Origin of the sequence: Caballeronia sp. DA-9 (assembly GCF_051615025.1) — a bacterium.
In the GTDB taxonomy this organism is placed as follows: Bacteria; Pseudomonadota; Gammaproteobacteria; order Burkholderiales; family Burkholderiaceae; genus Caballeronia; species Caballeronia sordidicola.
This window is the reverse complement of sequence record NZ_CP195132.1, coordinates 628,392-652,067: the sequence shown is the minus strand read 5'-3', so window position 1 is coordinate 652,067 and position 23,676 is coordinate 628,392. Positions and strand designations below refer to the sequence as shown.

At 63.9% G+C, this 23,676-nt stretch carries 2 protein-coding genes (1 of these 2 cut by a window edge); both read left to right on the top strand.

What is annotated here, in order from left to right; translation table 11 throughout:
* Window positions 1-20,573: the 3' portion of a non-ribosomal peptide synthase/polyketide synthase gene (locus ACRWA7_RS09140; RefSeq protein ID WP_438392383.1), read on the top strand. 5,449 nt of this gene lie to the left of the window's left edge; the window shows 20,573 of its 26,022 coding nt (coding positions 5,450-26,022); the start codon falls outside the window, past its left edge; it ends in the stop codon at window positions 20,571-20,573.
* Window positions 20,566-23,676, top strand: a complete 3,111-nt coding sequence (locus tag ACRWA7_RS09135) for a non-ribosomal peptide synthetase (RefSeq protein WP_438392381.1) — start codon at window positions 20,566-20,568, stop codon at window positions 23,674-23,676. The genes ACRWA7_RS09140 and ACRWA7_RS09135 overlap by 8 nt, the downstream gene beginning before the upstream one ends.

The window sequence follows — 23,676 nt, the reverse complement described above, 5'->3', positions numbered from 1 at the left end:
CAGACGCATTTGCGCGCGACACCTTCGACCTCGTCGCAGGTCCGTTGCTGCGCATCGCGGTCGTGAAACTCGCCAGCGGTGAACACTGGCTGCTGATGTCGATGCATCATATTGTGTCCGACGGCTGGTCTATCGATATCGTGCTCGACGAATGTGTCGCTGGCTATCGTGCGGCGCTTGCAAATCAAGAAGCGGCATTGCCCGCGCTTGCGGTGCAGTACGCCGATTACGCCGTATGGCAGCGCGAGTGGCTCGCCGCAGGCGAGCGCGAGCGTCAACTCGCTTACTGGCGCGAAGCGTTGCGGGACGAAGTCGATGTGCTGACGCTGCCCGCGGATCATCCGCGCCGCGCGGTGGCTGACTACCGCTCATCGCACCACGATATCCACATGCCTGCTGCGCTTGCCGAGCGCGTGCGCAGTTACGCGCAGACGCACGGCACCACGCCGTTCGTGGTGCTGCTTGCCGCGTTCCAGGCGCTGCTGCACAGGCATACCGGCCAGCGCGCGATTCGCGTCGGCGTGCCCGTCAGTAACCGCGAACGCGCCGAGGTGGTGGGTTTGATCGGCTTCTTCGTGAACACGCAGGTCCTGCACGCGGACGTCAGGCCGGAAACGAAACTGTCCACGCTGATCGACGCCACGCGCGAGCGGGCGCTTGCCGCGCAGCAGTATCAGGAATTGCCGTTCGATGTCCTGGTCGAAGCGCTGCAACCCGAACGCAGCCTGAGCCATACGCCGCTGTTTCAGGTCATGTTCAATCATCACAAGGCCGACGACCGCGTGCTCGCGCAACTGCCGGGCTTGGCCGTCCAGCGCCTGGACAATGGCGCGCGCAGCGCACAGTTCGAACTGTCGCTCGACACAACTGAAACACATGATGGCGCGTTGTCTGCGTCGCTGACATTCGCGACCGAGCTGTTCGATGCCAGCACCATCGCGCGCTTTGGCCGCCACTATGTAGCGATGATTGATGGCCTCGTCGCAAACGATCAGCTTGCGGTCCGCGACGTTGCGCTTTTCGACACGGCGGAGCGCGATGCATTGCTCGCGCTCGGCCGTCCCGCGAACGCGAACGATCGTGTTGAGTTCGCCGCGCATTTCGTGCATGACGCGATAGGCATGCAGGCCGCCGCTACGCCGTCGAAGGTAGCCGTCCGATGTGATACGAGGTCGCTGACCTACGCCGAACTCGACGCCACAGCGAATCGCCTCGCGCACCGCTTGCGCGCGCTTGGTGCGGGTCCCGGCGCATACGTCGGCGTGGCGGCGGAGCGCTCGATCGAAATGATTGTCGCGCTGCTTGCGGTGCTTCGTAGCGGCGCTGCGTATGTGCCGCTCGATCCGGAATATCCCGCCGATCGTCTCGCGTTCATGATGGCCGACAGCGGCATCGCGCTGCTGCTCACGAAAGGAGCAACGGCTCAAACGTTGCAAGCCCCCGAAGGCACGGAAATCATCGATCTCGATTCGATCGATCTCGCGACCGAACCACTGAGCGCGCCTGCCGTGACCCTGCATGCCGATGATCTTGCATACGTCATCTATACATCGGGTTCGACCGGCAAGCCCAAGGGCGTGATGGTTCGCCACGGCGGCCTGTCGAACTTCCTGGCAAGCATGAAAGACCAGCCGGGTCTTGAAGCAAGCGATCGCTGGATCGCCGTGACGTCGCTTTCCTTCGATATCGCCGCGCTCGAAATCTATCTCCCACTGATGGCGGGTGCCGAACTGATCGTCGCCGGCAAGGACACGGCAGGCGACGGCAACGCGCTCGCGCGGCTGCTCGATCGATCACGCGCGACTGTCTTGCAGGCAACGCCATCGACATGGCGCATGCTTGTTGAAAGCGACGCTTCATGGCCCGCGCTCAAGGGACTGTGCGGCGGCGAAGCCTTGCCGCATGATCTCGCTCATGCGCTGCTCGCGCGCGGCGTGACGCTGTGGAACATGTACGGTCCGACAGAAACGACCATCTGGTCGATGCTCGGACGCGTCAGCGCCGACGCGTTGTCGCTGGGTCGCGTGATCGCGCGCACCGACGCCTATGTGTTCGACGACGCTTGCAATCTCACGCCGCAAGGCGTCGCGGGCGAGTTGCATCTGGGCGGCGAAGGGCTCGCGCGCGGCTATCTCGGCCGTGCGGCGCTGAGCGCCGAGCGCTTCGTACCGAACCCGTTCGCCGCCGATGGCGCGCGGTTGTACAGGACCGGCGATCTGGTGCGCTGGCGTAACGATGGCACCCTTGAATATCTTGGCCGTATCGACCATCAGGTGAAGATTCGGGGTCATCGTATCGAATTGGGGGAAGTGGAAACCGCGCTTGCGGCGCAAACAGGCGTGGCGCAGGCGGTCGTCGCAGCGCAGGACGGTCCTTCGGGGAAAAGGCTCGTTGCGTATGTGGTCGGCGAAGGTGAAATCGTGCCCAATGCACAAGCGCTGCGTGCAGCGCTTGCCACGCGGTTGCCCGACTACATGGTGCCCGGCGCGATCATTGCGCTCGATGGCTTCCCGCTCACGCCCAACGGCAAGATCGACCGCAAGGCGCTGCCCGCGCCGTCCGTTGATGCACTCGAATACGAAGCGCCGCAAGGCGAAGTCGAAACAACGCTGGCCGATATCTGGTGCGCGCTGCTCAAAGCACCGCGCGTTGGCCGGCATGACAACTTTTTCGCGCTGGGCGGCGACTCTATCGTGAGCCTGCAGGTCGTGGCGCGACTGCGCCGTGCCGGCTGGAAGATTACCGCGCGGCAGTTGTTCGAAGCGCAGACGGTGGCCTCCCTTGCTGCCGTTGCCGAGCCCGCGCTCGAAGAAACGTCCACGCGAAATGCTTTCGATATCGCCGCGTTGCGTCGCGATGGCGTGGATCTGCTGTGGGCGGATATCGAGGATATCTATCCGGCAACGCCCCTGCAGGGCGGCATGCTGTTCCATAGTCTGCTGCAGACCGGACGCGGTGTGTACGTCAACCAGAAACGGCTGACGTTGCGCGGCGTGCTCGATCACGCGGCCATGCGCGCTGCGTGGGCAGCGGCCATCGCGCGTCACGCGATATTGCGCACGCATTTCACCTGGGCACATGGTGGCGACGCGTTGCAAGTGGTGCGCCGTGTGATCGATACACCGTACACCGCGCACGACTGGTCGGCGGGACCACAGGCCACATTCGACGCGCGGCTGCACGCGTGGCTCAGTGAAGACCTCGCGCGCGGCTTCGATCTCGATCATGCGCCGCTTCTGCGCATCAATGTGTTTGCACGGCCCGACGGCGACCACGACCTGATCTGGACAGACCACCACGTGCTGCTCGATGGATGGAGCGCGACCCAGCTCTTTGGCGAGGTGCTGGAGACGTATCGCGCGAGCGTCGAGGGACGCGTGCTGGAACGGCCGGCTGCGACGCCTTATCGCGAGTATGTTGACTGGCTCGCCGCGCGGCCCGACTCGCAGCCGTGGTGGCGCGAGAAACTGCGCACGCTCGACGACCCCGCCACGTTGACCGCGAGCTTGCCCTTGCCCAACATGGCGGCCGCGACGCAAGGCCCGGCCGTGAGCCAGTATGACGACGTGCTCGACTCCACGCTCGCGCAGCACTTGCGCCACGCGGCGCAGCGTTATCGCGTGACGTTCGGCACCGTGTTGCAGGGCGCGTGGGCGCTGTTGTTGTCGCGCTATGGCAACCGCCAGCAGGTATCGTTCGGCGTCACGCTCTCGGGCCGGGAAAACGATCTGGCGAACATCGACGGCATGCTCGGGTTGTTCATCAACAGCCTGCCGCTATGGGTCGATGTACCTGCCGGAATGCCCGTTGGCGAGTGGTTGCGCGCCTTGCAGAACGACGCCAGCGCGTTGCGCGAGCACGAGGCAACGCCGCTGCATCATCTCCAGCAATGGTCTGGGCGCAGCGGCGACGCGCTTTTCGACAGCCTGTTCGCGCTGGAGAATTTCCCTATCGACGAAGCGATCCGCCGCGACGACGCAACGCTTTCACTGGTCGGTTTCTCCACGATAGAACAAACGCATTACCCGTTGGTGCTCGCCGTGCTTCCCGGCGACACGCCGACGTTGCGATGGAAATACCAGCGTTCGCGGCTCGACGCCGAGACTGTCGCGCAGCTTCGCGACGCTTATTGCGCGATACTCGGGCAACTTGCTGCCGCGGCTGAACGCGATACCCTGCATGTTGGCGAGATCAGGTTGCCTGTCGCAGAAACCACGACCGGCATCGTGCAACATGATTTTCGTCCGGTGATGGAGCGCATCGCCGAGCAGGCCGCCTTGCATGCTCTGCGCGAAGCACTGCACTGCGAAGGCGAGCGGCTAACATACGGCGCGCTCGATGCAGCCGCCAACCACATCGCGCATCGGCTGATCGCGGCCGGCGTGCGGGCGGACGAACGCGTGGGCTTGTGCATCGAACGTTCTGGCGCGCTGGTTGCGGGCTTGCTCGGCACGTTGAAGGCGGGCGCCGCGTTCGTGCCGCTCGATCCCGCGTATCCCGCCGACCGTCTGGCATACATGATGGAAGACGCGGGCGTGCGCCGCGTGCTCGCCGATACGGCGACGGCACATGCGCTCGCGGACGTGCTCGAAGGCCTCGATGTCATCGAAGTCGGCATCGCGAATGATCTCGCGATGGCGTCCCACGGTTTGACCGCGCCGGTGTGCGCAACAGTCCATCCGCAGCAACTCGCGTATGTGATCTACACGTCGGGTTCGACCGGCCGTCCGAAGGGCGTGGCGATCAGTCACCACAGCCTGAGCCTGCACCTCGATGATTTCATCGATACATATGGAATCACTTCAGCCGACAAGCAACTGCAGTCGTCGACCATCAATTTCGATGTGGCGCTGCACGAGATGCTTCCCGCGCTGTGCCGTGGCGGTCAAGTGGAAATGCGCGGCGCGCAGCAGTGGGACCTTGCAACCACCAGCCGCCATCTCGCCGATGAACACGTGACCTTCTCGCGCATTCCCACGGCGTACTGGCAGCAATGGCTGCGCAATCCGCCGCCGGCGGAAGAGCTGGCGGCGCTGCGCCAGATCACGGTCGGCGGCGAAGGCCTGCCCGGCGACGCATTGCGCCAGTGGCGCGATGGACCGCTCGCACACATTCGCCTCGATAACCTCTATGGTCCAACCGAAACCACCGTTGCCTGCATGTATCGCGAGACGCGTGCGTCGGACGTGGAGTGCGCGGTGGTATCGATTGGCGTGCCTTATGCGTCGCGCCAAGTTCATGTGATCGATGCATACGGCCAGATCGCGCCGGTCGATGCGCTCGGCGAACTCGTGATCGGCGGCGAGACGCTTGCGCGTGGCTATCTCGCGCGGCCCGGACTCACGGCGGAAAAATTCATTCCCGATCCGTTCTCGAACAACGGCGCGCGCCTTTATCGCACGGGCGATCTGTGCCGGCGGCGCGCGGACGGACGCATCGATTTCCTTGGGCGGCTCGACCAGCAGGTCAAGCTGCGCGGCTTGCGCATCGAACTCGGAGAAATAGAAGCCGTGCTGCGTCAGGTCACGGGCGTGCGCGAAGCCGTGGTCGCGCTGTGCGGCGCGGGCGAGGGCAGCCGCCTGGTTGGTTATATCGTCGCGGATAATGCAAGGGGCGTGGCCGACGTTGCGCTGCGCCGTGAACTCGAAGGCAAGTTGCCCTTGCATATGGTGCCTTCGGTATTCGTGCATCTGGACGCCATGCCGGTGATGCCGAACGGCAAGACCGACCGCAACGCGTTGCCCGAACCGCAGGACGCGCAGACCCGCGAACTCGTGGCGCCGCGTACCGCCAACGAAGCGGCGCTGCTCGCAGTATGGCGGCAAGTGCTGGGCCGCGAAACAATCGGCGTCACCGATAATTTCTTCGAGATCGGCGGCGATTCCATTCTGAGCCTGCGCATCATCGCGCACGCGGCGCAAGCCGGACTCAAGCTCACGCCAAGACAGATTTTCGATGCGCCGGATATCGAGCGCCTTGCTGCACTGGCTGTGCCGGTGCGCGCGGCATCGATTGAGGAACGTCACGATCCGCTGCCGCTTACGCCCATACAGGCTACGTTTTTTGCGCGGCATCCAGAGGGCGAGGCACACTGGAATCAGGCGGTGCTGTTGCGCGCGGCGTCGCTCGACGTGCCTGCGCTTCGCCGTGCAATCGATACGCTGGTGAGACGTCACGACGCGTTGCGTCTGCGCTTCGAGCGCACTGCTACAGGATGGCAGCAACGTGTGATCGCGCATGAACCGCATGCGTTGCTCGACACGTTCGAGCTTCGCGGCGATCCGGATTGGCGTGCAACGCTCGCGCGTGAGGCGACGCGCCTGCATCGCAGCTTGCATCTGGGTGATGGACCGCTAATGCGTGTCGCCTGTTTCCAGGTGCCCGATGGCGTACGGCTGTTGCTGACGATCCATCATCTCGCAGTCGATGGCGTGTCGTGGCGCATCTTGCTCGATGAACTTCAGCATGTCTATGGCGGTACATTGCGCGGTGACGCGGCGACATTGCCTGCAAGCACGCCGTGGAGCGTGTGGGTCGAGGCGCTTGATGAATATGCTGCGTCGGACACGGTGACGGGGACGCTCGATGCATGGCGCGACGCCATTGGACATCCGGTATCGCCTTTCCGCGGCGTTTCGCGTGGCGCGCCGCGCCGTTCGCTGACGAGCACGCTTGGCGCGCAAGCCACCCAGCAACTCGCCGACGAAGCGCGGCGTGCTTGCCGCATGTCGCTCGACGAAGTGCTGCTTGCCGCGTTGACCTATGCGGTGGGTGAACCGGACGCTGAGTTGCTCATCGCTCTGGAAAGCCACGGCCGCGAGTCGCTGCCCGTTGAACTCGATACGAGCGGCACAGTGGGTTGGTTCACGACGCGTCATCCGGTGCGCCTTGCAGCGCATCGCGACATCGCGCGGAATCTGCTCGATACGAAAGACCGCGTGCGGGCCGTTCCTCGCAAGGGCTTCGAATGGGGCCTGCTTGCGCATTCGCGCGACCCCGCCGTGCGCGCGGCGGCAGCCGCGCTGCCGGCCCCATGTATCGGCTTCAACTATTTCGGCAATCTTGACCAGACGCTGCCGTCACACAGCGGGTTCACGTTGGCGAGCGAGGATTGCGGCGAGATGTCGGCGGCCGCGCCTGCGCCGTTCGCGCTCGATCTGAACGCGCGGGTGCAGGACGGCGCGCTGTCGATTTCGTGGGACTACGATCCCGACGTGATCGACGACACGCTCGCGCATGAGATCGTCACGCGTTTCGATGCACGGTTGCGCGCATCGCTCGATTACTTGATCACGGCAGCGCGTGTAATGAGTGTGTCGGACTTTCCGCTCGCGCGCCTGACACCGGATCAATGGGCACGGCTTGATATCGCGAGCGAAGCGGTCGAGGACATCTATCCGGCTACGCCCGTGCAGCAGGGGCTGATCTTCCACGGCCTGTCCGAACCCGATGTCGGCATGTACGTGACGCAGAAGCGCATCACGCTCGCGGGTCCGCTGGACGCAGTTGCAATGCAGGGCGCGTGGCAATCGGCCGTGGCGCGGCATCAGGTCTTGCGCACGCGCTTTGAATGGCGTCACGGTGGCCCTGCATTGCAGATCGTCCTGGCTGAAGCTCGTTTGCCGTTTTTCACGCATGAGGATTTTCCACATGACGAAGCGGCGTACGAGGCCGCGCTCTCCGAGTGGCTGCGCGATGACCTTCGAGCCGGCTTCGACATCGAAGGTGCACCGCTCTTGCGCGTGAACCTGTTCGCACGTCCCGATGGGGCACACGATCTGGTCTGGACCGGACATCACGCACTCACAGATGGGTGGAGCAGTGCATTGCTGATGAGCGAGGTGATGGAGGGGTATCGCGCGACATTGATCGGCGAAGCGTGCGATCTACCGCCGCCGGTGCAGTACGCGCGCTATGTAGCGTGGCTCGATGCACAGCCGTCATCGCGCGAATGGTGGGTCAAGCAGGGTGGCGATATCGATGCGTGCGGCATGCTCACGGAAGGGCCTGCTGCACGGTCGGGCGCCGAGGGGACGTTTGTCTTCGAACACACGCTCGATACAGCGTTCACGGCACGGCTGGAAACCGCTGCACGACGTCATCAAGTGACGCTCAACACCTTGGCGCAAGGTGCGTGGGCGTTGTTGCTGGCGCAATCGACAGGGCGCGAACGCGTGGTGTTCGGCGTCACGGTGTCCGGACGCCCGGCCACTCTGGCGGGCGCGCAACGCATGCTTGGCCTGTGCATCAATAGCCTGCCGCTTTACGCCACTGTCCCGCGGCACATGGAGACGGGCGAGTGGCTGCGCGCGCTGCAGGCTGAAAACGTGGCGTTGCGCGAGCACGAACATGCGCCTTTATCCTCGGTGCAGCAGTGGCTCGGGCGCACGGGCGGCGAGTTGTTCGATTCACTGCTCGTGTTCGAAAATTATCCCGTCGATGCAAACCTGCGCGGCAACGAAAACGGCTTGCATGTGGTGTCGGCACAGGCATTCGAGCGCACGCATTATCCGTTGACACTCACCATGTCGACGCAGCCTGCGTTGACATTGGAGTGGAGCGTGGATGCCGCGCGTGTAGGGCACGATCAGGCGCAAGCCATTGCTTCGCGATTCGTTCGCCTGTTGACGGAATTGGCCGGGGACGTTGCACGACTGGTTGATATCGCTGCGCTCGATGCCGAAGAAGCGTCAGCGCTATTAGTACAAGGCCGTGCATACGATGTCGAGCATCGTGCTCCGGTTCACGAGTGGATTGCTGAACAGGCCGCGCGTACGCCAAATGCGCCAGCGGTCATCCTGGACGATGCAGTTCTCGACTACGCAACACTCGATGCGCGTGCAAACCGTCTCGCGCATCGTTTGATCGCGTTGGGCGTGGTGAACGAAACGCGCGTCGGTATTGCAGTCGAGCGTTCCATCGACATGGTCGTGGGCCTGCTCGCCATCCTGAAAGCGGGCGGTGCATACGTGCCGCTCGATCCGGAATATCCCGCCGAACGCCTCACCTACATGATCGAGGACAGCGATATTGCGTTGCTGCTCACGCAATCGCATGTGTTTCCGAAGCTGCCTGTTACGCAGGTGAAGACGCTGCTGATTGAAGCTGCTGATGGCCCATCTCACGCACCGCACATCCGTGTGCACGATGAACAACTCGCCTACGTGATCTACACATCGGGCTCCACAGGCAAACCCAAAGGCGTCGCAATCTCGCACGATGCGCTCGCGCGGCATGCCCAGGTCTCCATCGATTTCGCCAGACTGACGAGCGCCGATCGCGTACTGCAGTTTTCCACCATCAACTTCGACGGGTTCATCGAACAGCTCTTTCCAACGCTGTGCGTGGGCGCGGCCGTGGTGCTGCGAGGCCCCGATCTGTGGAGCAGCGAGGCGTTCGTCGCGCGCGTGAACCGGCATGGTATTACGGTAGCGGATCTGCCCACGGCGTACTGGCATCTGCTCGTGCAGACGCTTGCCAACAGCGATCAACCGATGCACACCTTGCGCGAAGTCCATGCAACGGGCGAAGCGATGTCGCTCGAAGGCTTGCGCCGCTGGCGCGAGAGCGCGGCTTTGTCGCCGGTGCGTTTGCTCAATACGTATGGCCCAACCGAGGCCGCGATCACCGCGACCGCGTTCGAGGGCTCAAGCGCGGCGCTCGAAGGCTTGCCGGGGCTCGTGCCAATCGGCACTGCGTTAGGCGGCCGATCGTTGTACGTTATTTCTCCCGACATGGCGCTGATGCCTGCTGGCGCAATCGGCGAACTGGCGATTGGCGGTGACCTGCTGGCGCGCGGTTATCTGAATCGCGCGTCGTTGACAGCGGAGCGCTTCGTGCCCGATCCGTTCGCGACGAACGGCGGGCGCATGTATCGCACGGGTGATCTCGTACGGTGGCGTGAAGATGGGCAACTTGAGTATACGGGGCGGATCGATCATCAGGTGAAGCTGCGCGGCTTCCGGGTGGAACTGGGCGAGATCGAAGCGCAGTTGCTCGCGCAGGAAGGCGTTCGCGAAGCGGTGGTATCGACGCAGGGAAGCGGCGGTGGTCAGCGGTTGATCGGCTACGTGACAGCAGACACAGCAGTAACCGGCGAACAGTTGCGCGACGTGCTCGCCCAAGCGTTGCCGGACTACATGGTGCCGAGCGTCGTGATGATGCTCGACGCATTGCCGATGACGCCCAACGGCAAGATCGACCGCAAGGCGTTGCCGCAACCCGAGTATGCGCAGGCATCGTATGAAGCGCCGCAGGGCGACGTCGAAGAGAAGCTGGCGGCAGTATGGCGCGACGTGCTCGGTGTGGAGCAAATCGGCCGCAATGATAACTTCTTCGCCCTCGGCGGCGATTCCATCCTGAGTCTGCAAATCGTGGCGCGTCTACGTCAGGCTGGTTTATCGATCACGCCGCGGCAATTGTTCGAAGCGCAGACAGTGGCGCTGCTTGCCGAAGTCGCAACGAAAGCCACCACACATTCGATAGCCGACGATGCGCCAGCCGGCGAAATACCGTTGCTGCCTATCCAGCGCGAGTTCCTCGAAATGGACGTGCCTGATCGCCACTACTGGAATCAGGCGATCTTGCTGCGCACGCCGCCCGTTATCGATATAACCCGCTTACGCTCGGCGGTCGATGCCGTCATCGCGCATCACCCCGCGTTTCGTTTGCGTTTCACCGAACGCGATGGCATCTGGACGCAAAGTCATGGGTCACACGCCGATGCTACAGACACGCTGTGGGAACGCGAAATTACCGATCCGGAATTACTCGCGGCACTCTGCGAGACGGCGCACGCGAGCCTTTGTATCGCCAATGGTCCTTTGCTGCGCGCGATGCTTGTTCACTTGCCGGACGGCAGTCATCGACTGCTGCTCACCGCGCACCATCTCGTGGTCGACGGCGTGTCGTGGCGCGTGATAGTCGATGACTTGCGGCGCGCCTATTCGGGTCGGCCGCTCGCGCCGCGCGGTTCGTCGTTCGGCACCTGGGCACGACGCCTGAAAGACCACGCGCAATCCAGCGAGACTCGCGCAGAACTCGCATACTGGCTCAAGGTCGATGCGCCCGCAGACCCTCCCGTCGATGCACCCAACGGTTCCTGCACAGCGGGAGATGGCGCGCGCATCGAACGCTCACTCGACGCCGACTCGACCCGCCAACTGTTGCAGGATGCCCCCGCCGCATTCCGCACACAAGTCAACGACCTGCTGCTGACGGCGCTCGGCCGCGCACTGTGCAACTGGACGGGCAAGGATGCGGTGCTTGTCGATATCGAGGGACACGGCCGCGAGCCGTTATTCGACGACGTTGACCTGAGCCGCACGGTAGGCTGGCACACCAGCATCTTCCCGGTCGCAATCAACGCGGAAGGCAACCACGCATCGGCAATCAAGCGCGTCAAGGAAACACTGCGCGCCGTACCACGCCGGGGAATCGGCGCGGGACTGCTGCGTCATCTCGGTTGCGACGAAGACCGCGCCGCGTTGGCCAACGCACCACGTGCGCAAGTCGTATTCAACTATCTCGGGCAGTTCGACGGCGCATTCGATACGGCCGGCGACGGCTGGGCATTGGCCGATGAATCCGTTGGTGCGACGCAGGCCGCCGGTGCACCGATGACGCACGCGCTTTCCGTCGACTGCAAGGTGACGAACGGGCGGCTGTCTGTAGCCTTCAGCTACAGCGCGGCGCTTCATCACGTGGCGACCATGCAGGCGCTCGCCGAGCGCTTCGAGACGGAACTGCGCGCGGTTATCGCCACATGTCTGAGTTCCACAGGCGGCGCAACGCCATCCGATTTCCCGCTTGCCCGACTCGATGCCACGCAACTCGAAGCGCTTGCGCTGCCGTGGCGTGAAGTTGAAGATGTCTATCCATTGTCGCCAATGCAGGCGGGCATGGTGTTCCATACCATGCTCGACGCACAGGCCGCGGTCTATATGAATCAGGCGCGCGTCGACATAGACGGGCTTGATCCCGCGCGTTTCGAAGACGCTTGGCACGTGGTCGCCGCTCGCCACGACATTTTGCGCACCGGTTTCCTGCAACGCAGTGGTGGCTTGCTGCAATGGGTATCGCGACGTGCCGCAGTGCCGTTCGAGCATATCGACTCGCTCGAATGCGCAGATGCGCATGCCCGGCTGGACGCCATCGCAAATCGTGAGCTAAAAGCCGGTTTTGATTTGACGCGTCCCCCGCTGCAACGATTCGTGCTTGCGCGAACCGGCATGAACCGTCATCACCTGATCTGGACCAGCCATCACTTGCTGCTCGACGGATGGAGCGCGGCGCAACTGATGAGCGAAGTGCTGCGCCTTTACGCGGGCGAAACCTTGCCCGCGTCGCGGGGGCGTTTTCGCGACTACATCGCGTGGCTCGACGCACAAGACGCGCGGCGCAGCGAATCGTTCTGGCGCGACGCGCTCGCCGCAGTCGATGAACCAACGCGGCTTGCACGCGCCGAAATCGCGCCCACATCGGCCACGTCCGTGTTCGGCAAGCGCGTTGAAACGCTCGATACCGATTTCGTCGCGAAGCTGACCGCGTTCGCCACGCGTGAACGGATCACCGTCAACACGCTGGTGCAAGGCGCATGGGCACAGTTGCTGCATCAGCAAACTGGCCAGCACACCGTCACATTCGGCGCGACCGTCGCCGGCCGTCCGGGCGAACTGGCGCACGCCGAAACAATGATCGGTCTCTTCATCAATACGCTGCCCGTGGTCAGCACGCGTGCGTCGGCCATGCCGGTGGCCGAGTGGTTGCGCGCCATGCAACAGCGCGCGCTCGCAGCCCGTGAATTCGATCACACACCGCTCGCCGAAATCCAGCGCTGGACGCCGGGCGGACATGCGCGCCTGTTCGACAACATCGTGGTGTTCGAAAACTTCCCGGTCGACGCCGTGCTGAAATCGTCCGCGCCCGGCGGCCTCGCATTCGCGAACTACGTCAACGAGGAGGAAACGCATTATCCGTTGACGCTGACCGTATTGCACGGCGATACCTTGCGGCTGCGCCTGAGCTATCTGACCGATGCATTCGGCGAAGACGAGGCGGCTGGACTGCTGACGCGTTTTGGCGAAATCCTGCGCGGTCTCATTACCGATGCATCGCGTCCGGTTGTAACGGCAAGCGCGTTGCCGGCGCGCGAACGAACCGCACTCCTGACAATGGGACGGGGAGAACCCAAAGGCGACAAGACAACCCCGGTGCACGAACGCATTTCGGCGCAAGCGCGTCTTACTCCCGATGCCATCGCGCTCAGGTTCGGCGTCGATTCGCTGAGCTATGCCGAACTTGAAGCGCGCGCCAATCGTCTTGCACATCACCTGATGGCGCAGGGCGTGAGACCGGAGACGCGTGTCGGCATCGCGCTCACGCGTTCGATGGACATGGTCGTGGCCTTGCTCGCCGTTCTCCGAACAGGCGCGGCCTATGTACCGCTCGATCCCGATTATCCGGCTGAGCGGCTTGCGTACATGATCAGCGACAGCGAACTCGGTTGGGTGCTCACAACCTGCGCAGTCGATCTGCCCGTCCCGCCACATGTGGCGAGCATCGATCTGGATGCGCTCGACCTGTCCGCGCTGCCCGCCCATGCGCCCAAGCTTACTGTTGACAGCGAGCACCTTGCTTACGTGATCTACACCTCGGGTTCGACCGGAAGACCAAAAGGCGTGATGGTGCGCCACGGCGGGCTCGCAAACTTTCTGTCGAGCACGGCGGAACAACCGGGGCTTTCATCGAGCGATCGATGGGTGGCTGTGACATCGCTTTCATTCGATATTGCGGCGCTCGAGATTTATCTGCCGCTGACGGTGGGCGCGACCTTGATCGTCGCGCCGCGCGAGACCACGCGCGATGGCGTTGCGCTGGCGGCGCTGCTGGGCAGTTCGCAAGCGACCGTCCTGCAATCGACGCCCGCAACCTGGCGCATGCTGCTTGCGAGCGGCGCGTCGTGGCCTGCGCTCAAGGGCCTGTGCGGAGGCGAAGCATTGCCGCCCGATCTGGCTCAGGCGCTGCTCGCGCGCGGCGTTACGTTGTGGAACATGTACGGACCGACAGAAACGACTATCTGGTCGATGCTCGGCCCCGTGATCGATGCAGCGTCGCCCACGCTCGGCCGCGCGATGGCCCGCACGCAAGCCTATGTGCTTGATGCCGATTGCGAACCGGTGCCGGCCGGTGTCGCGGGGGAACTGTATCTGGGTGGCGAAGGACTTGCGCGCGGTTATTGGCGCCGCGCCGCGCTCAGCGCCGAACGTTTCGTGCCAGACCCGTTTGCGGGCGATGGTACGCGGATGTATCGCACAGGTGACCTCGTGCGCTGGCGTGCCGATGGCTCGCTTGAATACCTGGGCCGCATCGACCAGCAGGTCAAGATTCGCGGCTTCCGTATCGAGCTTGGCGAGATCGAGGCCACGCTGCTTGCGTGCGAAGGCGTGGCGTCCGCGGTCGTAGTGGCGCGTGAAGGCCCGGGCGGCATGCGCCTGGTTGGTTTCGTGACGGGACAGGGCGAGGGCGTGCCTGACGTCGCGCGCTTACGCGGCGCGTTGGCGAAAGTCCTGCCCGACTACATGGTCCCGGGCGCGATCGTCGTGCTCGACGCATTGCCGCTCACGCCGAACGGCAAGGTCGATCGCAAGGCGTTGCCTGCGTCCGGCGAAGCGAGCACGGCTTTCGAGCCGCCGCGTGGCGAAGTCGAAACAGCGTTTGCTGCCATCTGGCATGAGGTATTGGGCGCACAACGCATCGGTCGCCACGATCATTTCTTCGCGCTCGGCGGCGATTCGATCCTGAGCCTGCAGGTCGTGGCGAAAGCGGCGGCCGCGGGTCTGCCGGTGACAGCGCGCATGGTGTTCGCGCATCCGAGCGTTGCCGCGTTGGCGCGCGCATGCATCGAAGCGCCGGACGTGCCGCCTATCACGCGGCTTTCCGACACCACCGGCGCGCGCGTGCTGCCCATGTCTCACGCGCAGCAACGCTTGTGGTTCCTGTGGAATTTGCAGCGCGACAGCCGTGCTTATCATATTGCCGGTGCGTTGCGTTTGCGTGGCGAACTCGACACCGATGCGCTGGCCCAGGCGTTCGCACAAGTCGTGGCGCGTCACGAGGCGCTGCGCACCACGCTGCGAGAGATCGACGGCGAAGGTCCACGGCAGATCGTGCACACGGCGCTTGCGCCGGAGTTCCGGTTTATCGAAGCGGGAGAGACACAACGCGCGGTCGATGACTTCGCATCCAATCCGTTCGACCTCGAACGCGGCCCGCTGCTGCGCGTGGGTCTGGTCCATGAAGCTGCGCAATGCCATGTGCTGGTTGTATCGATGCATCACGTTGTGTCCGACGGATGGTCGGTGCAACTGCTGCTCGATGAAGTGGTCGAGCTGTATCGGGCGCAAATTACGCGCACGTTGCCACACGTGGCCGCGCTGCCCGTACAGTACGGCGACTATGCGGTGTGGCAGCGCCGCTGGCTCGAGGACGGCGAACGCGAGCGTCAACTGAATTACTGGCGCGAGACGCTCGGCGACGAACATCCGGTCATGACCTTGCCGACCGACTCAGTGCGCCAGACACTGGCCGATTCACGTGCCGCGCGCGTGCGCAAGGTGCTGCCGGCGCCGCTGCTCGACAAGGTTCGCACGCTCGCCACCGCACGCGGCACGACACCGTTCGTGGTGCTGCTCGCGTCGTTCCAGGCGCTGCTTTACCGGCATACAGGCGAGCGCGATATTCGCGTTGGCGTGCCGGTTGCGAATCGCGAACGGCCCGAGGTTGCGCCGTTGATCGGCTTCTTCGTCAACACGCAGGTATTGCGCGCGACGCTCGATGAACGCACGCCGCTCGATGCATTGATCGCGCAGACGCGGCAACGCGCCCTCGGTGCGCAGGCGCATCAGGACCTGCCGTTCGAAGCGCTGGTCGAAGCATTGCGTCCCGAGCGCAACCTCGCGAGCACGCCGCTGTTCCAGGTGATGTTCAATCATCAGAAGACCGACTACCGCGCGTTATCGAAATGGCCGGGGCTGGAAGTGGAAGCGTTGTCAGTCGATGACGGCGACGCGCAGTTCGAACTGACGCTCAACATCACCGAGTCGGAAACGGACGGGCTCGTAGCCGAGATGAGCTACGCGCGTTCGCTGTTCAAGGCGGAGTCCGTCGAACGCTGGATGCAGCATTACGTCGCGCTGCTTGAGGCGATGACCGGAGATACGTCGATAGCGGTTGGTGCCGTGCCGTTGCTCGATTCGCGGGATGTGTTGGCGCTGTTAGTACAAGGCCGTGCATACGATGTTGAGCGTCATGCTGCGGTTCACGAGTGGATTGCTGAACAGGCCGCGCGTACGCCAAATGCGCCAGCGGTCATCCTGGACGATGCAGTACTCGACTACGCAACACTCGATGCGCGTGCAAACCGTCTCGCGCATCGTTTGATCGCGTTGGGCGTGGTGAACGAAACGCGCGTCGGTATTGCAGTCGAGCGTTCCATCGACATGGTCGTGGGCCTGCTCGCCATCCTGAAAGCGGGCGGTGCATACGTGCCGCTCGATCCGGAATATCCCGCCGAACGCCTCACCTACATGATCGAGGACAGCGATATTGCGTTGCTGCTCACGCAATCGCATGTGTTTCCGAAGCTGCCTGTTACGCAGGTGAAGACGCTGCTGATTGAAGCTGCTGATGGCCCATCTCACGCACCGCACATCCGTGTGCACGATGAACAACTCGCCTACGTGATCTACACATCGGGCTCCACAGGCAAACCCAAAGGCGTCGCAATCTCGCACGATGCGCTCGCGCGGCATGCCCAGGTCTCCATCGATTTCGCCAGACTGACGAGCGCCGATCGCGTACTGCAGTTTTCCACCATCAACTTCGACGGGTTCATCGAACAGCTCTTTCCAACGCTGTGCGTGGGCGCGGCCGTGGTGCTGCGAGGCCCCGATCTGTGGAGCAGCGAGGCGTTCGTCGCGCGCGTGAACCGGCATGGTATTACGGTAGCGGATCTGCCCACGGCGTACTGGCATCTGCTCGTGCAGACGCTTGCCAACAGCGATCAACCGATGCACACCTTGCGCGAAGTCCATGCAACGGGCGAAGCGATGTCGCTCGAAGGCTTGCGCCGCTGGCGCGAGAGCGCGGCTTTGTCGCCGGTGCGTTTGCTCAATACGTATGGCCCAACCGAGGCCGCGATCACCGCGACCGCGTTCGAGGGCTCAAGCGCGGCGCTCGAAGGCTTGCCGGGGCTCGTGCCAATCGGCACTGCGTTAGGCGGCCGATCGTTGTACGTTATTTCTCCCGACATGGCGCTGATGCCTGCTGGCGCAATCGGCGAACTGGCGATTGGCGGTGACCTGCTGGCGCGCGGTTATCTGAATCGCGCGTCGTTGACAGCGGAGCGCTTCGTGCCCGATCCGTTCGCGACGAACGGCGGGCGCATGTATCGCACGGGTGATCTCGTACGGTGGCGTGAAGATGGGCAACTTGAGTATACGGGGCGGATCGATCATCAGGTGAAGCTGCGCGGCTTCCGGGTGGAACTGGGCGAGATCGAAGCGCAGTTGCTCGCGCAGGAAGGCGTTCGCGAAGCGGTGGTATCGACGCAGGGAAGCGGCGGTGGTCAGCGGTTGATCGGCTACGTGACAGCAGACACAGCAGTAACCGGCGAACAGTTGCGCGACGTGCTCGCCCAAGCGTTGCCGGACTACATGGTGCCGAGCGTCGTGATGATGCTCGACGCATTGCCGATGACGCCCAACGGCAAGATCGACCGCAAGGCGTTGCCGCAACCCGAGTATGCGCAGGCATCGTATGAAGCGCCGCAGGGCGACGTCGAAGAGAAGCTGGCGGCAGTATGGCGCGACGTGCTCGGTGTGGAGCAAATCGGCCGCAATGATAACTTCTTCGCCCTCGGCGGAGACTCGTTGCGTGCGATGCAGGTCGTGTCGCGACTGCGAGCCGTATTCGGCGATGCGCCGCCGCTGCGTACGATTTTCACCGCACCAACGGTCGCCTTAATAGCGCCGCACATTGCGAACACCGTTACGCATGCCGCGCCCGCATTGCAAGCGGTCGGACGCCAGCCGCGCATGCCGCTGTCTCCCGCGCAGTATCGCCTGTGGCTGACCGAGCGGCTTGCCGCGCCCGGATCGGCGTCGTACACCATTGCAGCAGCGGTGGAAGTCGCGGGCCCGCTGTCGATCGAGCGCGTACGTCGCGCGGTCAACGAACTGGTTGCCACGCACGAAATCCTGCGAACGACCTATCTCGACGATGACGGCGTGCCCTATGCACGCATCGCACCGGCAGACGCCGCACGCGTCGATGTCTCGTTCGTAAGCCTTGCCAGGCTGACGGTCGCGCAAGCCGATGTCCGCGTGACCGAAGCCATCGCGCAAAGCCAGAACACGCGTTTCTCGCTTGCCGAAGGTCCGCTGTTCGCGGTCTCTGTCTTACAGCGCGAGGAAGAACGGCATGTGATCACGTTCGCCACGCATCACATCATCTCGGATGGCTGGTCCATGAGCGTGCTCGTCAACGCGTTCGCCGAACGCTATCGCGCGGTATCTCCCGTTGCTGCACCGGCGCTGCAATATGCCGACTACGCCGCATGGCAGGACGCAACACTGCGTGGCCCTTCAGGTGAAAAACAGCGAACCTTCTGGCGCGATTACCTGAACGGAGCGCCGCGCGCGCTGCAATGGACCGACGCGCTGCCGCGGCTCGCGGTGGCATCGCAGGAAGGCGACGCGCTTGCGTTCGCGTTACCCGAACTGCTCTCGCAGCGCATCGACGCGTTCGCCGCGCGCCACGGCGTGACCGCCTACACCACGCTTCTGTCGAGTTTCGAGTTGTATCTGCATCGCGCAACCGGCATGCACGATCTATTGCTCGGCACGGACGTTGCGGGCCGCGACCGCATCGAATTCGAGTCGATGCTCGGGTTCTTCGTCAACGTGCTGCCGCTGCGCTCGCGCTCGCCCGCAAGCAGCGACACGATCGGCTTCGGCGAATATGCGCATCGGCGTCAACGCGATGTGCTGGATGTATTCGCGCATCAGGCGCTGCCGTTCGACCGCATTGTCGAAGCAGCGGGCGTGCGGCGCGATCCGTCGCGCAACGCGCTGGTGCAGGCTTTGTTCGTGTTGCAGAACACACCATCCGACACACTCGCGCTAGATGGCCTCAACGTGCGCACGCTCGACGTGCCAACGCACCATTCCAAGTTCGACATGGCGTTGTTCATCCATCGCGGCGCGCACATCTGGCGTGGCGAATGGGTGTTCGCGACATCGCTGTTCGACCGCGTGGTCATCGCCCGTCATCTGGCTGCGTGGACCCAACTTCTGGAGAATCTCGTGAACGATCCGGACAAGGCGCTCGGCACCGTGATGGCCCCGGTCATACAAGCTGGCGAGAGCGGCACGGCCCCGGTCCGCACTGGCGCAAGCAAGCTCGACAAACTCAAGGCGCTCAGCGCGCGCCGTTCGCCAGAAGCCGCATCCAACGGAAAGCCGGCCGGCGCTCGCGCGCAAGTCCGCATCGGCGAATTGAAACCCGGGAACCGCTTGCCCGCACTGGTCGAACCCTTGAGCCGCGATCTTGATCCGGCGGCTTGGGCCGGGGCACATCGCGCGCGGATCGATACGCTGCTCGGCAAGCACGGCGCAATCCTGTTCCGTGGATTTGCGCTCGACGATCCGCAGCAGTTCGAAGCATTTGTCGAAGCCATGTCGCCGAGGCTCTATGGCGCGTATGGCGACCTGCCGAAGAAGGAGGGCGGCCGCAATACGTATCGATCCACGCCGTATCCCGAACGCGAAATGATCCTGTACCACAACGAAAGCTCGCACACGGGACGCTGGCCGTACAAGCAATGGTTCTACTGCGAACTGCCGTCGAAGTCGGGCGGCGCGACGCCGGTCGCCGACGGGCGCGACATGCTGCGCGAATTACCCGCGCCGCTCGCCGAGAAGCTCGCGGCAAAGGGCCTGCTTTATATCCGGACGTTTACGCCCGACCTGGATGTGTCGTGGCAGGACTTCTTCAAGACCCGCGACGCGGCCGAGGTCGAAGCGCGCTGCCGCGCTTCGGGCGTGGCCTTCGAATGGTTCGGCGACGTGCTGCAGACGCGCACCCGGGCGCCCGCGATCATCACGCATCCGTTCACCGGCGAGCGCGTGCTGTTCAACCAGATCCAGTTGCATCACCCGCACTTCCTCGACCCGGCCGTGCGCCGCGACCTGCTCAATCTCGTTGGCGTCTCGCGCATGCCGCGCAATGTCTGCTACGGCGACGGCACGCCCATTGACGAAGCCAGCGTCAAGCTGCTCGGCGAGACCTACGAGCGCTGTGCGATCCGCTTTGACTGGCAGCGCCGCGACGTGCTGATGGTCGACAACATGCTCGCGGCTCATGCGCGCGATCCGTACGAAGAGCCGCGCCGGATCGTCGTGGCGATGGCCGAGATGTATCAGCTCGACAGCGCGGGTCGCGTGGTCGAAATCAATGTGGAAAAGGCAAGGGCGAATGCACTGGCCTCTGCGGGAGAAGCGTCCGATGTCTGATGCAAGCAATGCATGGATGGATGGCGACAGCCGTCCGCTATCCGCCGAACAACGTTTGCAATTCGACGGTGTCACGGAGCGCGCGCCGTTGTCGCTTGCGATAGTGATACCCGCGTCCATTGCGCTGGACGTATTGCGTCAGGCGTTCGATGAAACCTGCCACGGTCACGATATCTTCACGGCGCGCATCGCAAGCGCCGCGGGTTTTCGCGGCTTGCGATGGCTCCAGGACGGTGACGCCGGAGCGCAAGCCATCGAGTGGCGCATGAGCGACGACGACGCACCGCTCAATGTCCCATTGCAGGTGCATTGGCACGCTGTGGATGACATTCACGCCAGACTCACCGTCAAGGCATCGCCGTTGCGGCTCGACGCTGCCAGCCTGGCTGCAATCGTTGCCGAGGCGCTGACACGCGCGACAGGTAATGCTATCGCCCGTGATGATGAACCGTTCCAATACGGACAACTGCTCGAATGGCGAGAGTCGCTGGAAGACGACGAGGACAGGCCTCGTGGCATCGCATATTGGCGCGACTACGTGGAGTCTGCAGACCCGGACGACGCAGTGGCGTTGCCCTATCGGCGTTCGATCGTCTCGGAGCCTGCCAGCAATTCCATGAAGGTCCGCACATCACTCACCGGCGCAGACGCCTCGCGCTGGTTCGATTTCTGCCGCGCGAAAGGCAACCATGCCGGCGACGCGCTGCAATGCGCGTGGTGGATGTTGCTCGCCCGCATCAGCGGCCAGAGCCGCCAGCTTGTGGGCGCGGTCCACGATTGCCGCGACGACTACGAGCCGCTCGCGGGTGCGCTCGGTGCGTATCGTCGCGTGCTGCCTGTGTCGCTTGAACTTCAACGCGATGCAACGCTCGAATCGGTGCTGACGCAATGGTCCGGCGTGTTCGATGCTCATCGCCAGTGGCAGGAATGTTGCCCTGCGGACGCCGGTTCATTCAAGCCATTTCTTCGCGCGAGCTTTGAAAGCGTCGACGCGCCAGCGTGGCCGGTGGGCGAGATCGCGAGCTTCGACACCGCGGGCAGCCCGTGCGAACTTGCGATGTTCGTATGCACCGATACGACCCGGGATCGCATCGATTTTTCGCTGGCGTATGACGTATCGCGCTACGACGAAGCATCCGTGCGCGTGCTGCTCGATCAATACATAACCTTGCTCACGCGGTTGCCATCGCACGGGAACGCGAGCATCGCGCGCTTGCCGCTGGAAAACGATACATCACGCGAGCGATCAATCGCCTGGCGAGGTCCCGACCGCGACTTCAACGACACAACCGTGCTCGCCGCGCTCGAACGTCACGCGAGCGAGACGCCGGAAGCGCCAGCCATTGCCGCCGATGACCTGATGCTGGATTACGCCGGCTTGTGGGCCGCTATCGAAACAGGGGCGCGAAATCTGGCCGCACGAGGCGTTTGCGCGGGCGATATTGTAGGCATTGCCATGCCGCGCTCGGGCCGTCAGGTGCTCGCGTTGTTATCGGCAATGCGCGCTGGCGCCGCATATCTGCCGATCGATCCCGGATGGCCCAACGCCCGGCGGGAAGCGATCATCGCGAGCGCGAAACCGCGCCTCGTGATCGATGCCCTGGATCACGGCGCGAATCATATAAGCGATAAACCGTTGCCGCCGATATCGGCGGACGACCGCGCGTATGCGATCTTTACATCGGGCTCCACGGGCGCGCCCAAAGGCGTACCCATCACGCACGGCGCGCTGCTCAACTACGCGGCGTCGGTAAGCGAGGCGGCGGCGCTGGACCGCTGCCGCGTCTTCGCGCTGACCTCGACGGTCGCCGCCGATCTCGGCAACACCGCGCTTTATGGCGCTATTTATACGGGCGGATGTCTCGCGGTTGCATCGCGAACGGATACCGCCGATGCCGCTGCGTTCGCGCGATTCCTGTCGGCGCGGCGAGTCGATTGCGTGAAGTTCGTGCCATCGCATCTGGATGCATTGCTCGGCGATACACCCATGGCCGTGCCCGCGACCGTCATCCTCGGCGGCGAGGCAGCGCGGCCCGCGCTGCTCCGGAAGCTTCGGGCGGCTGCGCCCGAGGTCCGCATCTTCAACCACTATGGACCGACAGAAACGACCATCGGCGTGTTGATCCATGAAGTGCCCGCGCACGCTTCGTCCGACGCAGATGCCACGCACGGCCTGCCGCTGACGCGCGTGCTCGCCAACTGCGTGGTACGCCTCCTTCACGCCGATGGCGAACCCACGCCGGTCGGCGCGGCGGGCGAACTGTGCATCGGCGGCAGGCAGTTGAGCGCGGGCTATCTGGACCATCGCGCCACGACTGCATTCGTCGCGGACGCGGCATCCGGCGAGCGCTTCTACTGTACCGGCGATCTTGCGCGAAGGCTGCCCGATGGCGGTCTGCTATGGCTCGGACGTGCCGACGATCAAGTGAAGATTCGCGGCTATCGAATAGAACCCGGCGAGATAGAGGCCGCGTGTCTCAACGTACCGGGCGTGGCGCAAGCGGTCGTGATCGCGGTCGGAGACGCGGAGACGCGGCGGCTTGCTGCCTATATCGTCGCCATTGCCGGCGCGAAACTGGACGCAGCAACGTTGCGACGCGCCCTCGAGCAGACGTTGCCGGAGCCGATGGTGCCATCGCACGTAATGGTCATCGACACAATGCCGCGCCTGGCCAACGGCAAGATCGACAGGCCCGCGCTGCCGCCGCCCGGCAATGACGCAACCGGCGGCGAAGAAATCGCGCCGGAGACGGGCGTCGAGACCGTGCTTGCGCAAGTCGCCGCCGATTTGCTCGGGCGCGAGCGAGTCGGCGTCACAGACGATTTCTTCGCGCTCGGCGGCGATTCGCTGCTGGTCATCCGGTTCGTCTCGCGCATCACCGAGCGTTTGCGCGTTGAAGTGCTGCCCGGAATGGTCTTCGCCAATCCGAACGTGCGCGCGCTGGCAGAGGCGTTGCGCTGCGCTGAAGCGGCTCCCGGCGCGCTCGAGCGCATGGCGCAAGCACGCATGAAACTCGACGCGATGTCGCCCGAAGCCCGCGCCGCACTGCTCGCGAAAGCACGCAGCCAGGCGGCCGGCGCCGATGTCCCTGCATCGTCGTGA

Bases quoted from the DNA above. Each gene is read 5' to 3' on its own strand.
- ACRWA7_RS09135 (WP_438392381.1), top strand. From the start codon at position 20,566: ATGTCTGATGCAAGCAATGCATGGATGGATGGCGACAGCCGTCCGCTA.